Genomic DNA, 15961 nt, shown 5'->3' with positions numbered 1-15961 from the left:
TTCATCATTTTTCCATCTGTTCCATTCTTAGCGCTTGGTCTTCCATGATCAAAGCATCAATGACTTCTTGAAGCTTTCCTTGAAGAATCTGGTCAAGTTTTTGAATGGTGAGGCCGATGCGGTGGTCGGTAACACGATTTTGCGGGAAGTTGTACGTACGAATACGCTCAGAGCGGTCACCTGTACCTACCGCTTGCTTACGATTCGCGTCATATTCAGCTTGTACTTCACGTTGGAACTTATCGTAGACGCGGGCACGAAGAACTTTCATCGCTTTTTCTTTATTTTTAATCTGAGACTTCTCGTCCTGACAGGAAACAACTGTGTTTGTCGGGATATGCGTTAAACGAACAGCGGACATCGTCGTATTTACAGATTGTCCACCAGGACCGCTTGATGCAAATGTATCTACACGGATATCCTTGTCATGAATCTCAATTTCAACCTCTTCCGCCTCAGGCAATACCGCTACCGTTGCTGTTGAAGTATGAATGCGTCCACCTGATTCCGTCTCAGGAACACGTTGCACGCGGTGTGCACCATTTTCAAATTTCAGCTTAGAGTATGCACCCTTCCCTGTAATCATAAAAATGATCTCCTTGTAACCGCCAACGCCCGTAGACGCCGCTTCCATTACTTCTGTTTTCCAGCCTTGAGCCTCAGCATATCGGCTGTACATGCGGTATAGATCGCCTGCAAACAGTGCCGCCTCATCTCCACCCGCAGCACCGCGGATTTCCATGATAACGTTCTTATCGTCGTTCGGGTCCTTCGGTAAAAGAAGGATATGTAAGCGCTCTGCCAAGCTCTCCTGTTGCTCTTCCAGCTCAGAAATCTCTTCTTTTACCATCTCGCGCATATCGGCATCCAATTTATCCTCAAGCATCGCTTTTGCATCATCCAGCTGCTCTTTAACAGCCTTGTATTCACGGTACGCTTCTACAGTCTCTTGAATATCAGACTGCTCCTTGGAGTACTCGCGCAACTTTTTCGTATCACTGATGACTTCCGGATCACTCAAAAGCTCCGTCAATTTCTCGTAACGCATTTCTACTGCCTGCAAACGATCAAACACGTGCATTCACCTCTATAAATGTATACAGAAAAATCTGCAATTATTTTATATCTACAACATTCTAATTATAGTATAGGTTAGGTGGTGCGTCAAAATCAACATCACCTGGCTGCCACCAAAATGAAAACCCGTCCCGAAAAATCAGAACGAGCTCACCTTATCTTTCTTTAATTGTCAGCTTAACGTGGTAGCGGGGAGTGACTTCTAAGAATTTCTCTTTGAGTTCTCTTTGCACACGTTTCTTTTCTTCTTTTGAAATGCCGCTTGGCGCATAGGCAGTGACTCTTGCCGTGTCACCGGTAATGTAGACTGGTCCAGGTTTGAGGTCACTGTTCAGTTGAATGACTTCAGCAAATTTATTTTCGTCGTCGCCGTAGTCAGGACGATTTTCCGAGAGATCGAGGAAGTTTGGATTTTGGTTGGTGTTGTAGTCTTCCGTGTCGAGGTCTCGCTTATAGAAGCCGTCTTGCTCATCATTTTTTACACCAATCAATCGTTCTCCGTCAAAATCCTCGTCCGCACCGAAGCGTTGTTCGCCACTGCATCCACTAATAAAAAAAGAGCATATCACCAATAACAGGACTGCATGTTTCATGCAAACACCTCCTGTTTCTTAGCGTATCCTCTTTCATCTTTTATCTTACAGACTAAATTTAGGAAATATTTATTTTTTCATTTCTTGCAGCACAGACACTTTGTGAGGAACTTCATGATGATGACGACAGCGAGGTTCGTATGATTCCGAAGCGCCCACTAAAATTATTGGGTCATCGTAGCAAGCCGGTTCTCCATTGATTAAACGTTGCGTACGGCTCGCAGGGGATCCACAGACAGCACATACCGCTTGCAGCTTTGTTACGGATTCAGCAATCGCCAAAAGCTCCGGCATTTTTCCGAACGGCTCTCCGCGAAAGTCCTGATCTAGTCCAGCTACAATCACACAATAGCCTCTGTTCGCCAACTCCTGCACCACTTCAACGATTTGATCATCGAAAAATTGCACTTCATCGATACCGACAACTTCTGTCTCAGGCAGCACCTTATCTAGAATAGATTGAGAAGTCGGAACAGGCAACGCTATGATTGAGGTTCCGTTGTGGGAAACAACCGCTTCATCACTATAACGATTATCGATGGCTGGCTTAAATACTTGAATTTCCTGTTTGGCAAATTGGGAACGTCTCATGCGGCGAATCAGCTCTTCGGATTTACCCGAAAACATGCTGCCACAAATCGCTTCCACCCAACCGGAATGCTTCATTACATACATATACGGCCTCTCCTTTTTAATAATTTTACGTATAAAAAGTGCTTAGCAGCACCGTCCAAAAAACGACTTCTAAGCACTAGTTTATGTAAATAGAAGTAAAAAAACAGGCAAGATATAGGATAACCTGCCTGTTTTACTTTATTACTTAAGGCCGTATTTTTTGTTGAAACGCTCAACACGTCCATCAGCAGCAGCATGCTTCTGACGTCCAGTGTAGAATGGGTGAGAATCAGAAGAGATCTCAACTTTGATTAGAGGGTAAGTAGTACCGTCTTCCCATTCAATAGTTTCGTTTGTTTTCATCGTAGAACCTGTGATGAATTTGAAACTAGTGTTGATGTCCATGAATACAACTTTACGGTAATCCGGATGAATTCCAGCTTTCATTCTTGTCATCTCCTTTTCGCCCTGAGTCTTTCGAAACAGAGTTATCATTCAAATGATACCAGCCTCATGGCCGCCATCACTTATCTTAAAAACACACTGATGAAATTATATCAACTAATGACACGTTTTGCAAGATTACTTTTGGAGATATATACATGTGATTGATAGGGAATGTTTTCCGTTAGGGAAGGTTGCTTCGTGGTTGTTGCTTAGATGGGCAATGGAAATGGCGGATGAAGACAATGCGATGCTGTTTTTGGGGCTGAAAGTGTCTTCATACACATTATGAAGACTTTTATTAGCTATTATCGCAACGGAAAGTATCTTCATACATGGCATGAAGACATTCTCAAGCTATTTTCACAGCTGAGATGGTCATCATAACCTGTTGTTACTCATTTTATCCTCATTCCTAAAAACCAATACAAAAACGCACCCCAATGAACAAGGGTGCGCGTGAGTTTTATTTTATTAGCGTTTTGCCGTTCCCGCTTTTTGGTCTTCTTCAAGCATTTCGAAGAATTCTTGGTTTGTTTTGGATTGGCGAAGTCTACGCAATAGTTTTTCTGCAAAGTCTGGAGAGTCGGACATCGTTTTGCGGATAGCCCATAGCTTGTCCAGATGGTCTTTCGGGATAAGCAGCTCTTCTTTACGCGTACCGGAGCGACGGATGTCGATAGCCGGGAAGATACGGCGTTCTGCAAGTTGACGGTCAAGGTGAAGCTCCATGTTACCTGTACCTTTGAACTCCTCATAGATGACGTCATCCATACGGGAACCTGTGTCGACAAGAGCCGTCGCAAGGATCGTCAAGCTTCCACCCTCTTCAATGTTACGTGCAGCACCGAAGAAACGCTTCGGACGGTGGAATGCGGCAGGGTCGATACCACCGGAAAGTGTACGTCCACTTGGCGGAATTACCAGGTTGTATGCACGAGCTAAACGAGTAATACTATCCATCAGGATGATAACGTCACGCTTGTGCTCTACAAGGCGCAAAGCACGCTCTAGAACTAGCTCTGCTACTTTGATGTGGTTTTCAGGTACTTCATCAAATGTGGAGCTTACAACGTCTCCAGCAACGGAACGCTCGATGTCTGTTACTTCCTCTGGTCGCTCGTCAATTAAAAGGACGATAAGCTCAGCTTCTGGATGGTTTGTTGTGATACTGTTCGCAATTTCCTTGATTAGCATCGTTTTACCAGCCTTAGGTGGCGCAACGATTAGTCCACGTTGACCAAATCCCACAGGTGCAATCAAGTCCATGATGCGCGTAGAAAGACCTTTAGGCTTTGTTTCAAGAACAATTTGACGATCTGGATATAAAGGAGTCAAAGCTGGGAAATGGACGCGTTCTTTTGCGGATTCTGGATCGTCACCATTCACTGCTTCAACATGCAGTAGGCCGTAATAGCGCTCATTCTCTTTTGGAGGGCGCACTTTACCAGAAACCTTGTCGCCGTTTCTTAAGTCAAAACGACGGATTTGGGAAGCGGAAATATAGATATCCTCTGAGCTTGGAGAATAGTTGATCGGACGCAGGAAACCAAAACCTTCCGATTGGATGACTTCCAGTACCCCTTCCATGAACAATAAACCGTCTTTTTCGGCCTGAGCTTTTAAAATAGCAAAAATAAGTTCTTTTTTGGTCAGTTTGCTGTAGTAAGACACTTTATGCTGACGGGCAAATTCATATAGTTCTTTTAATTTTAAAGTTTCTAAGTGAGAAATAGTTAAATCCATAAAAAGAAAACACCACTCTATTCGTTTAATTGTTTAGTACGTTTATGATCCAAGGATAAATGTTTGTTTGTCTTCCAACACTGATTCAAGTCGAATTAAGTTCGAAGGATGGGAAATATATTACTAGTCGCTGCACTTTTTAAGGATGATGAATAGGAAGTGAGGACGTTTCCCTCGTGTTTGTGGGATAAACTCTCCTTATGAAGAAATTGTAGAAGAATCGCTAGGAAGATATAAGGTAGATTTTGCATAAATACTCGTAGTATTGTTTATTTTACCCACAAAATGGTCTTTTAAGCAACTATTTTCTGTAGACAAGCTTTGAGTATTGGCTTTATTTTCTGGGGAATATTCTTGTATTTCCCCTATTTGTGTCGAATGGGACTGGTTGTCTATTACAATATTCGGAAGGTGTGCGGGTTTTTTGACGTTGATATATAGGAAAACCGTAAATGGAAAGGTTCCATTTACGGTTATGGTTTAGTTTTGGCTCCCTGTTGATTTGCGTTCCAGGTGTTCGCTTTCCGCGGGAAGGTGCTTGAGCCTCCTCGCTTTGCTGAGGCCACTGAAAAAGTCTTTGAATTTACGTATTGCTTAATACACCGCTGTTAATTTCCGCAAATGGCTTCGCTTTCCTAGGGGCGCTGCTGGAGCCTCCTCGGCAAGCCTGCGGGGTCTCCACCTAGCGCTATCTCCCTCAGGAGTCTTCGCCTTTTGCTACAATCAACAGCTAGGAATTATTAGAAACTTTACGTTATTAGTTTTTCAATGGCCTCGCTTCGTTGTGGGATCTCAATCTACCGTTTCTCCCCCGCTGGAGTCTCACACCTTGCACTTCAATCAACTGGGTAATCCTGCTATAACAGCCTAATTTTAAGTTACGGCTTAAATACCAGGTTAGGTTTCTTCTTAATGTTGTGTTGGCCGTCGATGAAGCGGACGGTGCCGGATTTTGCACGCATGACAACGGAGTGGGTGGTGGCATTGGTGCCTTTGAATTGCACGCCTCGCAGTAATTCTCCGTCGGTTACTCCCGTTGCAGCGAAGATGGCGTCATCACCGCGTACAAGGTCTTCCATTCTTAGTACGGCGTTGATGTCCTCTATGCCCATTTTGCGGCAACGGATCAGCTCTTCTTCATTTTGCGGTAGGAGTTTCCCTTGAATTTCGCCTCCGAGGCATTTCAGTGCGACTGCTGCAATTACGCCTTCTGGTGCGCCACCGGAACCGAACAGGATATCTACACCGGTGTGGTCAAACGCCGTGTTGATGGCTGCTGCAACATCTCCGTCGTCAATTAATTTGATACGTGCACCAGCTTCGCGTAGTTCTGCGATAATTTTTTCATGACGCGGTCTGTTCAGAATAACCGCCACTACGTCTTCAATATCTTTATTTTTGGCTTCTGCCACGGCTTTCAGGTTGTCTGTAACAGATGCATTAATATCAATTTTTCCGACGGCTGCTGGACCGACGGCTATTTTGTCCATGTACATGTCTGGCGCATGAAGCAGGTTTCCGTGATCAGCTATGGCAAGTACGGCAAGTGCGTTCCAGCCTCCTGATGCTACGATGCTTGTCCCTTCCAGTGGATCAACCGCTACGTCCACACGCGGTCCGTAGCCTGTGCCAAGCTTTTCACCAATATAAAGCATCGGTGCTTCATCCATTTCTCCTTCTCCGATGACAACTGTCCCTTTCATCGGAACTGTATCAAACACATCACGCATGGCAGAAGTTGCCGCACCGTCCGCGCTGTCTTTATCTCCGCGCCCCATCCAGCGTGCAGAGGATAAAGCCGCCGCTTCTGTTACTCGAATTAATTCCATGGATAAACTTCTTTCCATACCTTCCACTCCCTTTGCATTCTATGAATCTAGTTATTTTTTATGGAGAGCCAAGAGGTTGTCCGTGCAACCTGAGGCATTATGCTATACTTTTCGTTAATAGTATATCACATTTGTTGGTATTTGAAAGCCGTATCTACAAAAAAGAAAGAACCCGCTATATTCTCAGCGAGTTCCTTCTTTTTTTTATTTATGAATTTTGCATCTGTTCGATTTCTTCTTCTGTTAATTTTTCGCGCCAGATCGTGGCACCTAGTCCTTCTAGCTTTTGTTCTAGGTGACTGTAGCCGCGGTCGATGTGTTCAAGACCTGTAACCTCTGTGAGGCCGTCAGCCAGAAGGCCAGCGATGACAAGGGCTGCTCCTGCACGCAGATCGCTTGCTTTTACTTTGGCACCTTGGAGCTGAACCGGTCCGTTGATGATGGCAGAGCGGCCTTCTACTTTAATCTGTCCGTTCATGCGACGCAGTTCATCTACGTGCTTGAAGCGGGCAGAATAGATGGTGTCTGTTACGATGCTCGTACCCTCAGCTTTTGTTAAAAGGGTTGTCATCGGCTGCTGAAGGTCAGTCGGGAACCCAGGATGGACAAGGGTTTTGACGTCGACAGCTTTCAGTTTTTCGCCAGGAACGACAAGTACTTGATCTTGGTCATTGTTGATATCGATGCGTACGCCCATTTCACGAAGCTTTGCGATAAGCGGCTCCAAGTGAGTCGGGATGACATTGTCGATGATCATTTCTCCGCCTGTTGCAGCAGCCATAATCATGTATGTACCTGCTTCGATTCGGTCAGGGATGATGGTGTGTTTGCACCCATGCAGGCTCTCCACGCCATCGATACGGATGACATCTGTTCCTGCACCTTTAATTTTCGCACCCATGCTGCTTAAAAGGGTCGCTACATCAATAATTTCCGGCTCTTTTGCCGCATTTTCGATGATTGTTCTGCCTTTCGCTTTCACTGCAGCAAGCATGATATTAATAGTTGCGCCGACACTTACCACGTCAAGATAAATACGTGCCCCTCTTAACTCTTCGGCGCGCAGATAGATGGCCCCTTGCTCATTTGTTACTTCAGCTCCAAGCGCTTCAAAGCCTTTGATGTGCTGATCAATTGGTCTTGGTCCCAAATGACAGCCACCAGGCAATCCAACTACTGCTTTTTTGAAACGCCCAAGCATTGCTCCCATTAAATAATAGGATGCACGAAGCTTTTTCACTTTTCCGCTTGGAAGAGGCATGGCAATCATTTTGGAAGGATCCACTGTTAGGTCTTCTCCCTCAAGCGATACGCTGCCGCCAATTTCCTCAAGCAAGCTACTTAAGATCTCTACATCTGATATTTGCGGTAACCCTTCAATTGTGACGGGTGAGTCCGCTAGAATGGTTGCAGGAATCAATGCCACTGCACTATTTTTCGCTCCACTTACGCGTACGGTTCCATTTAACTTGTTACCACCAAGAATTTTTAACTTTTCCATATAGTTCTCCCTTCAAGGCGAGGTTGGTTTCCAAAAGTGCTATTGTCTATTATACACAATTATTACCAATCATAAAAATTTTCGTTAGCTATTAGTTTACACGAAAACTTTCTTTTCATATATGAAAATGCATGAAACTTTATCAAATCGTAATATTTGATACCATCCGCCTATATTCGACACGGACCTTTTGTCGAAAAATAGCTTAAATTAACAAAAACCCCCTGCTTATTTTTTAAGGGGTTCCGTTGAGGGAGAGAAAACAGAAAATAGCATTGCAATTAGCAGACCAAATCGCATAGCGATTTGGTCTATATGTTTTGTTGGTATATCAAGGTATATTAGGTTTTGGTTATGGAAATAACAGTAGAAATAGCATAGTAAAAAACAGGTGGACAACAATTATTGTCCGCATTAGAATTAGTATGTTAATTCGGTTGCTAATTCTAGTGCTAATTTTGATATAAGAAAGGATGTACAATACACCGTGACAGTAAAGAAATGGACATACATTAAACCTAAAAATCTTAATACAACTCAACCAGAATGGTTAATTTCTGAACATACAAGGAATATTGTAGCTGCATTTGCTGAGTACAGTGAGTACACGGAGAGTGAAGCCGTTGATGCATTCTTAAAAAATTTGCTTACTGATGAAAATTTCATTGAATGGGCTAAAAACAAAAGGAACAACAAGCGATTGTTAAAGCAACTTGGAATTGAGTGTGAGGAGGAAAGTTAATTGGTTTCCTTAAAGCGATTAGCGGAGAAGAACGAAAATGCTATTTCTATTGCCCCTCCCCTTACTTCAGAAGAAATTTCAGAGAGAAAAAAGATGTATCAAGAACTAGAACCGAAAAAATTTTCAAGGCGATATAATGAATTTCTATATCGTCCTGTAACTTTTACAATGAATGGGGAAAGCCACGAAATCCAATACAATTTTTGTACTAACCCTTATTGTAAGTGGCACGGTCTCTTTCAAGAAAAGTTTGAGAACATAAAATCAAAGCCAAGTCGGTACAGATTAAGCAGCCGAGGTGAAGGCAGGACTAATAGAATTGTGTGTAATGATGATCCGATAGGAGTTATTAAGGGGATGACTTGGGGATGCTCATCTACGCCGGTTTCAAATTGGTCAATAGCTGAAGAAATTAATCGTCTAGTAAGAATCAATTCTGTTAAAGATATAGAACCTTACTACGAGTTTCACAAAGAGGATTGTTCACAGATAAATCTCACTCCGTTTTGTGATTTAAAATCCTTTTATAAACAAGGAAAAAGTAAAACCGGGGCCCAAGTATGGCAATGTAAAACGTGTAAAAAGAAAACGAATATGCTGCCGACCAGAAAGCAATCTACAACTTACCAACAGAAAAGAAACGACATCCTTCCTTCTTTTACTCGTGATATCTTGAATCGGACACCAGTGACTAGGACGTGTGAAAAGTTACAGATCGGTGTAAGCACTTATTATCACAAGTTGGAATGGGTTTACCGTAGATGCTTAGAATTTCTTGAGCGGCACGAAACACAAAAATTTGCCCAAATGACATTTAAAGAAATGTGGCTTAATACTGATAAAATGATTTATAGCCTAAACAATGTACGGAAAAAGGGTCAGGGCGGAAAGGAATATGACGAAATTGAAGAGTCGCAGTTTCCTACACATATCGTGGTGACTGCCGATGTTCACTCCCTATATGTATTAAGAAGTGATGTAGCATATGATTGGGATGTGGACCTAGAGGATATTCGAACCGATACAACCACTTTTAAAGAAGATCATTTAAGTGATTTTTGCAGGAAAAATGCTCGATTTAGAGACAAGTCATATTATCCTCAGCCTCCTAGTGAAAAAGATACTCAGACTGATTATGAGTATAGAAAGTCCTTGGTTCAGTTTGAACGTAGAGGTAGATATGTTGAAGGTCTTCACGTCAACTCCACTTATACAACTATTGCACATCTCTTTTTGATTAAGGAGCTCGTTAAAGCCTCACAATGGAGATTCGTAACAGATAAAGATCATTCCCTTTTGACAGCATATTCCCGTGTGTTTTCAAGAGAAATCCGTTTATCTGATGCCCACCACTTCATTTGTTTGGTTGATCGAAGTAAGACTCTTAAACAATGTTTTAAAGAATACAAAGAAGGGCGAGCAGACCTATACAGATGGGCCGCCTCTCTTTTGCTCGACACAAGATCTATTTGGCAATTAGGATTATTAAAGCTCCAATCAGTATTAGAATATAAAAAATTCAGCGAAGAAGTTGTCATTAATAATGAAACTTATCTTAAATGGGCAGAAGAACCAATTGAACATCCTATCCCAACTAAAGATAAGGGATTCTTTGATGTGGATTGTAAAACTAATCTGTCTTCAATGGAGCCTGAGCAAATCGCACACTTGATTCTCAACGTAAGTGACTTTTCATCAAACGCATTCATTCAGCAAATTCGAAGAAGATTATCCATCTTAGAAAGGCCTTTAGTAACAGCAAGAGGCGATGGAAAAAGTTATATCTATGCAAACTTCAATCCAAAATATGCCCAATATAGCCTGACTATACTGAGGACCTTTTATAATTTCTGCGAGGTATCAAAGGGATTAGATGGACAAAAACTTACACCGGCACAGCGATTAGGTTTAGTTGATAAGGTATATTCAATTGAAGATATTCTTTATCTTAGATAAAGGATAGAATTTCTCTGAGCACACCATAAGGTGTGTTTTTTATATCCAGAATGCCAGCTACTTATGTTAAAATGGAAATATCAGTTATTCCATTAAAGGGCAGGATTATGGAGGAAGTAGTTGTGCAAAACAATCTGAGAAATAAGGAATTTAGGACCGTGGAAATACCGAAGTGGGGAAACTATTTACGTTGCCAATGGCGTGATTGTTTTGCAAGTCATCTATCAAGTGAGGAACAAAAGATGATAGGAATGGATGATTTTCTATGGCACCTATGTAGTTGGGAGAAGGTTAAATGTTTTGAGAAAGAAGAAGCGATAATAGCCTTTAATAAACAATCTAAGTATAAATGTACAATATTTTATCAATTTATCGATGAAGCTTACCTAATTAATAAGGCTAATACACTTAAAGTAACTGATCTACCATATGAACAATGTCATTTGTATTATAGCGACATATATATAATGGATTGGAATTCTAAGTGGACGTTCATCATGACACATGAAAGCAAATGTGGACCATATTTCATTCAGATAACCTAAAAGCTTATCATGAACAGTTCCCATTCTGTAAAAATATTGTTATTCCACTAAATAGGGCGATTACTGCAAAACTGCTCACTTCCATATTGATATTGGGCAGGGAAAGTTGAATTAGTTTATAAACTTTAGTGGTGGGTATCAAAAGCTTCACATCAAAAATTATATTCTAGAAGGAGGTAGGAATTTGAAAATAACTGCACTTTTTCTATCAATTTTTTCAATAGTAACAGCATTCATCAATTTAAATGTTGCACTATTAATGTTTGGGGCAGCATTGCTACTTTTTGGATTTAGTAATTTGAAATTAAAAAACAAGATATTCGGATACACCTATTTGATTTCTGGGGTAGTTTTTATAATTGGGGCTAGTATTAGCTTTTCTTTATAACATCTTTTTCAACTATCTAGGGCAATTGCAGTACAATGGTTCGCTTCTTCCCGTTTCATAAGGAGTGGGCCGGTTAATGGAAGAAAGGGTTAATGAAAGTTTCGTTTTTTTATGAGGAGGAATTATTATTGAAAGCTCACCAATATGTAATTATTTTACTCATAGTTTCTTTTGTGTTTTTTAGTTTAAATGCTAATTGGATGCCCTCAAATAACCCCTATACAGACTTCTTACTTACAATTGCGGTCGGACATTTTGTTATGTCAAAATTAATTACTATAAAAAAATGAATTATTTATTTTTCCTTTTATTCAGCTAACTAGGGTGATTGCTGAATGGCAATCGCCCTTTGTTCAAGTTATGGGCGGTTTACTTAAAGAAGGTACGTTGGAAGATGGGAGGAAAATATAATAAATAAATCGTTAATTGCAGTATTGTTTGCAACCACTTTAACAATATATATGTTTACTAGTTGCGGTGTAGCTGATGGAGGAAGAGTGACTGCCAGAGATGTATTGAAACAAAACAAAGATGCGGACATTATTGAGTATGATGGCAAAATTTTTAGCAATGTGACAAATTTGGATTGGTTCGAAAATGATAGGGAGAATATTTCATTTTCTAAAGATAATTATATTGGTAAAATCCAAAAACAGACTACCAGTAGCTTGTTGTTTGATGACCTTAGTGCAACTAAATTACCAAAAGGGACAAAAGTTTATTCAATAGATGAAGAAGGTAGTGGATTGTTACTTGTTGAGTTTCAAGGAGAAAAACTTTATTATATGGAACTTCTTGAAGGGTAGTGATGTTATTCAACAATCTAGGGCGATTGTTGAATATCGAAATAAAAAATTGGCTTAGAGGAAAAAATCCTCTAAGCCTTCTAGTGTGAATATCGTTGCTATAACATCGCAACTTTCCTATGACTTTATTGTTTGTAATACATAATTTTATCCAAATATATGAATAGTCTCGTTATTAAGTCTGATATGAAATTATTCATTTCCATTGACTAAGATTATAGTTCAACCAATAGTTAATTCTTGTAACCGTATTGGTAGCCAAGCACTTTACCGATAATGTTGTCTTGTTTAAGGTGCTGCATAGTTCCTCGCATCCAATCGTCACTAATCACAAAATACTCATCTTTGGCTAATTCCAGTTCCTTCATAGTGGTATTGAAAGTATCCATCATCCCTTCCTTATTGTACTCTACTCCTGCCTTATCCATCGCTGGAAAATAACTGTTTTTATCAAAACCGAGCCGATGTGCTTTCCCATAAAACGCATCTAGTTTCTTGTCATTGATAAAAATCTGCCCATCTGTAATCTTGACTGTTTCACCTGGAAGTGCAATTACTCTTGAAATCATCTTGTCATTCGTACTATTGCTAAAGAATACAATATCTCCTCGAGTATATGAGGATGGTTCTAAACTTGGATCTATCACAAGAACTTGATCATAGTAATCGTGATTTCCTCGATCCATATTATCAGATAGGTAATGATGTTTTATCCAGTCGGGTTCAACTTCTTTAATAATACTTACATTAGCGTCCGTATCATTGTCCGACACGGTTCCAGATGGTGAATTAGAAGAGCAACCCATAAGTGTCAATAATATAATTAAAAAAACGCCATATTTCATAATTATTCCCCCTTTATATATATTATACGGAAAAAAAAGGAAAACACTATTGTTAGTTGTGTATATTATTTGAATTTTAAGAAATTACACACCCCTTTTTCTAGAAGGGAAAGATAAAACTAAAGTGAGCTTTAAAGGATTTAGATTAAATATAAATACAAAAAGCCCAGATCAAATGATTTGGGCTTTTTGCTGTTTAAATTTAGTTACTAAATGCAATGTTAATCTCACTGCTATTTCAATAACTAATTAAGGTATGATTAAAGGTTTTCTCTCCCTAAACGGAACCCCTTACTTATTTTTGCAGAGGGTTTTGTTGGAATATTTCATTACACCGTTGTTCTCCGTTCCAGGCGCTTCGCTGCGAACAACTAAGTTATTGGTTGCGATTATTCCAATCAGCTAGGAATTTCTCAATTCCTTGGTCTGTTAGAGGGTGGTGGAAAAGTTGCATTAATACTTTGTAAGGAACCGTAGCAATGTGCGCTCCTTTTAGTGCCGCTTCTGTAATGTGCATCGGGTGGCGGATAGATGCTGCGATAATTTCTGTCGGGATATCATGGATGGCGAAAATGTCTGAGATATCGGAGACTAAGTCCAATCCATTTTGACCGATGTCATCCAAGCGTCCAAGGAAAGGTGAAACATATGTAGCTCCTGCTCTTGCTGCCATCAAGGCTTGGTTGGCGTTAAAAATAAGGGTGACATTCGTTTTGATGTTGAGGTCGCTGAATGCTTTTACCGCTTTCAAGCCGTCTGGAGTCATCGGTACTTTTACGGTAATGTTCGGCGCAATTGCAGCAAGTGCTTTCCCCTCTTCGATCATACCCTCTGCATCAAGTGCAATAACTTCTGCACTGACAGATCCTTCTACGAACGCTGTGATTTCCCGAAGGCGGTCTTCGAATGTGATGTTCTCTTTTGCTACTAGACTTGGATTTGTCGTAACTCCTGCAAGTAGTCCTAGTGCATGGGCTTCTTTGATTTCTTCAAGGTTTGCTGTGTCGATGAAAAACTTCATACCATTCTCTCCTTTATTTTTCAAAAGTTATGTTGACGCTTTCATTTGCAAATGAAACAAAACCGCCGGGTATGGCGGTTATGCATATCGTTGCCTTGTTGTTGGTTGAATGGTGTTGTCTTGTTAAAAAAAATTATTACGCTTTGTTGGAAGATCCAAATTCGCGCATTTTACCTTTTACTGTATCTTTGATTGCGTCGCGAGCAGGTCCAAGGTATTTACGAGGATCGTACTCTTCTGTTTTTGCAGCAAGTGTTTCACGTACTGCTTTTGCAGATGCAATTTGGTTTTCTGTGTTAACGTTGATTTTCGCTGTTCCAAAAGAGATTGCTTTTTGGATGTCATGTGTAGGGATTCCAGTTCCGCCGTGTAGTACTAGAGGAACGCCAGCACGGTTGTTGATGTCTTCCATCTCTTTGAAGCCAAGGTTCGGTTCGCCTTTGTAAGGACCGTGTACGGAACCTAAAGCTGGAGCTAGGCAATCAATTCCTGTGCGTTTTACAAGCTCTTCACACTCGTTAGGGTCAGCATAGATTACGCCATCAGCGATAACGTCGTCTTCTTGTCCGCCTACTACACCAAGCTCTGCCTCAACAGATACTCCGTGGAAGTGTGCTAATTCTACAACTTTAGAAGTTGTTTCAATGTTCTCCTCAAAAGGATGGTGAGAAGCATCGATCATTACAGAAGTAAATCCAGCGTGGATCGCTTTTGCACATGATTCAAAGCTTGAACCGTGGTCCAAATGGATTGCTACAGGTACAGTTACCCCGTACTCTTCCATTAGAGCTTTAACCATTGCTACTACTGTTTTGAAGCCACCCATATAACGAGCTGCACCTTCAGAAACACCAAGGATAACTGGTGAATTCTCTTCTTGTGCTGCTTGTAGAATTGCTTGTGTGAACTCTAGGTTGTTCAAGTTGAACTGCCCTACTGCATAGCCTTCTGCATTTGCTTTTTTCAGCATTTCTGTCATGGAAACTAAAGGCATGATAACATCCTCCTTTGTATTATATTCACACCGAAAAGTTTTTCCCGTCTTTACAAAGTGGTAAACACAAGGGCTTGTCCTTCGTGCATACCTTTGTAAAAATTTTCACCCATATCAAAACTAGCATGACCAATCGGAAAACCAGTTATGTATATTAGGTCAAAAAGTACAAAAACTTGACGGATGATTTTTATCCAGTACTTAGCATATCAACTATGTAGAAAAACGGCAACTACTGAAGTATGCCGTTTTTCAATGTAAGCGATAACACGTAAAATGTTTTAATATTCAGTTATGAAATTGGTGTTTTACACCGATTGGCGCGGCATATTTTTACGGACCGCATCTCTAATTTCATCAATATCGAATGGTTTAGCAAAGTGCGTGATCGCTCCAAGGTCTTTCGACTCCTGGATCATATCCAATTCACCGTAAGCTGTCATAATGATTACCTGGATATCAGAATTAATTGCTTTTAGCCGCTTTAAGATCTCAATTCCGTCCATACCGGGGATCTTCATGTCTAACAATACTAAGTCCGGTGAATGCTTTTCTACGATATCTAATGCTTGGTACCCGTTTGCTGCCTGAAACGTCTGATAGCCTTCTTTCTGGAATACTTCATTCAACAAGATTCGTATCCCATACTGGTCATCCACAATCAGTAATTTTTGACCCACCATTACACCCCATCTCTAAAAATAATCAATCCGTTTCCATCCACCCACCTAATTCTACTATAATAGTCTTATTTCCTCCTTTTTCGACCGGGAAATTTTTCGAGGAAGGGAAATTATAAAGAAATTTTTGTTAAGGGGTCAGACCCCAGCAGGACTTTCCCCCTTGATGTAGAAGGCTC

General features: G+C 40.7%; 17 protein-coding genes. 6 read left to right on the top strand and 11 right to left on the bottom strand.

Annotated features, from left to right (window positions below; translation table 11 throughout):
• Window positions 1-4: 4 nt before the first annotated feature.
• From prfA to FZC76_RS05185, 4 genes are all read right to left on the bottom strand, one after another.
• Window positions 5-1075, bottom strand: coding sequence for a peptide chain release factor 1 (prfA, locus tag FZC76_RS05200; protein WP_060664631.1), 1071 nt, complete (start codon window positions 1073-1075; stop codon window positions 5-7).
• 157 nt (window positions 1076-1232) lie between these two features.
• Entirely contained in the window at window positions 1233-1670 is a 438-nt protein-coding gene (locus FZC76_RS05195; RefSeq protein WP_148987204.1) for a hypothetical protein, read from the bottom strand.
• Between the two features lie 69 nt (window positions 1671-1739).
• Complete coding sequence (locus FZC76_RS05190) at window positions 1740-2345, bottom strand: thymidine kinase (protein WP_060664633.1); 606 nt, start codon at window positions 2343-2345, stop codon at window positions 1740-1742.
• A 141-nt stretch (window positions 2346-2486) separates the two neighbouring features.
• Entirely contained in the window at window positions 2487-2732 is a 246-nt protein-coding gene (locus tag FZC76_RS05185; RefSeq protein ID WP_010200435.1) for a type B 50S ribosomal protein L31, read from the bottom strand.
• A gap of 157 nt (window positions 2733-2889) precedes the next feature.
• On the opposite strand from FZC76_RS05185, the gene FZC76_RS23395 reads away from it, so the two are divergent.
• Complete coding sequence (locus FZC76_RS23395; protein ID WP_262372418.1) at window positions 2890-3021, top strand: hypothetical protein; 132 nt, start codon at window positions 2890-2892, stop codon at window positions 3019-3021.
• 182 nt (window positions 3022-3203) lie between these two features.
• Here the strand turns inward: FZC76_RS23395 and rho are convergent, their stop codons facing one another.
• The 3 genes from rho to FZC76_RS05170 form a co-directional block, all read right to left on the bottom strand.
• Complete coding sequence (rho, locus tag FZC76_RS05180) at window positions 3204-4475, bottom strand: transcription termination factor Rho (RefSeq protein ID WP_060664634.1); 1272 nt, start codon at window positions 4473-4475, stop codon at window positions 3204-3206.
• 878 nt (window positions 4476-5353) lie between these two features.
• Window positions 5354-6322 (bottom strand): class II fructose-bisphosphatase, encoded by a 969-nt coding sequence (gene glpX / locus FZC76_RS05175; protein WP_148987203.1) that lies wholly within the window; start codon window positions 6320-6322, stop codon window positions 5354-5356.
• A 190-nt stretch (window positions 6323-6512) separates the two neighbouring features.
• Window positions 6513-7805, bottom strand: coding sequence for a UDP-N-acetylglucosamine 1-carboxyvinyltransferase (locus FZC76_RS05170; protein ID WP_148987202.1), 1293 nt, complete (start codon window positions 7803-7805; stop codon window positions 6513-6515).
• Between the two features lie 487 nt (window positions 7806-8292).
• Here FZC76_RS05170 and FZC76_RS05165 point away from each other — a divergent pair, with 487 nt between their 5' ends.
• The 5 genes from FZC76_RS05165 to FZC76_RS05140 all read left to right on the top strand — a co-directional run bounded on the left by FZC76_RS05165 (window position 8293) and on the right by FZC76_RS05140 (window position 12242).
• Window positions 8293-8547, top strand: a complete 255-nt coding sequence (locus FZC76_RS05165; RefSeq protein ID WP_148987201.1) for a hypothetical protein — start codon at window positions 8293-8295, stop codon at window positions 8545-8547.
• Window positions 8548-10503, top strand: a complete 1956-nt coding sequence (locus FZC76_RS05160) for an insertion element protein (RefSeq protein ID WP_148987200.1) — start codon at window positions 8548-8550, stop codon at window positions 10501-10503. It abuts the gene before it with no gap.
• A gap of 122 nt (window positions 10504-10625) precedes the next feature.
• Window positions 10626-11048 (top strand): DUF4275 family protein, encoded by a 423-nt coding sequence (locus FZC76_RS05155; RefSeq protein ID WP_392396812.1) that lies wholly within the window; start codon window positions 10626-10628, stop codon window positions 11046-11048.
• A gap of 184 nt (window positions 11049-11232) precedes the next feature.
• On the top strand, window positions 11233-11436 hold the full coding sequence (locus tag FZC76_RS05150; RefSeq protein ID WP_148987199.1) for a hypothetical protein: 204 nt from the start codon (window positions 11233-11235) through the stop codon (window positions 11434-11436).
• A gap of 497 nt (window positions 11437-11933) precedes the next feature.
• Entirely contained in the window at window positions 11934-12242 is a 309-nt protein-coding gene (locus FZC76_RS05140) for a hypothetical protein (RefSeq protein ID WP_148987198.1), read from the top strand.
• 233 nt (window positions 12243-12475) lie between these two features.
• On the opposite strand, the gene lepB is transcribed toward FZC76_RS05140, so the two are convergent.
• From lepB to FZC76_RS05120, 4 genes are all read right to left on the bottom strand, one after another.
• Complete coding sequence (gene lepB, locus FZC76_RS05135) at window positions 12476-13087, bottom strand: signal peptidase I (RefSeq protein ID WP_148987197.1); 612 nt, start codon at window positions 13085-13087, stop codon at window positions 12476-12478.
• 376 nt (window positions 13088-13463) lie between these two features.
• Window positions 13464-14108 carry a fructose-6-phosphate aldolase gene (gene fsa / locus FZC76_RS05130; protein ID WP_148987196.1) on the bottom strand — a complete coding sequence of 215 codons (645 nt, stop codon included), beginning with the start codon at window positions 14106-14108 and terminating at the stop codon, window positions 13464-13466.
• Window positions 14109-14244: 136 nt separating this feature from the next.
• Window positions 14245-15102, bottom strand: a complete 858-nt coding sequence (locus tag FZC76_RS05125; protein ID WP_148987195.1) for a class II fructose-bisphosphate aldolase — start codon at window positions 15100-15102, stop codon at window positions 14245-14247.
• 308 nt (window positions 15103-15410) lie between these two features.
• Complete coding sequence (locus tag FZC76_RS05120) at window positions 15411-15785, bottom strand: response regulator (RefSeq protein ID WP_010197444.1); 375 nt, start codon at window positions 15783-15785, stop codon at window positions 15411-15413.
• Window positions 15786-15961 lie beyond the last annotated feature (176 nt).

This window comes from Sutcliffiella horikoshii, from assembly GCF_008180725.1.
GTDB classification, from domain to species: domain Bacteria; phylum Bacillota; class Bacilli; order Bacillales; family Bacillaceae_I; genus Sutcliffiella_A; species Sutcliffiella_A horikoshii_B.
The sequence above is the reverse complement of the archived record's forward strand: the minus strand, read 5'-3'. Positions and strand labels throughout refer to the sequence as shown.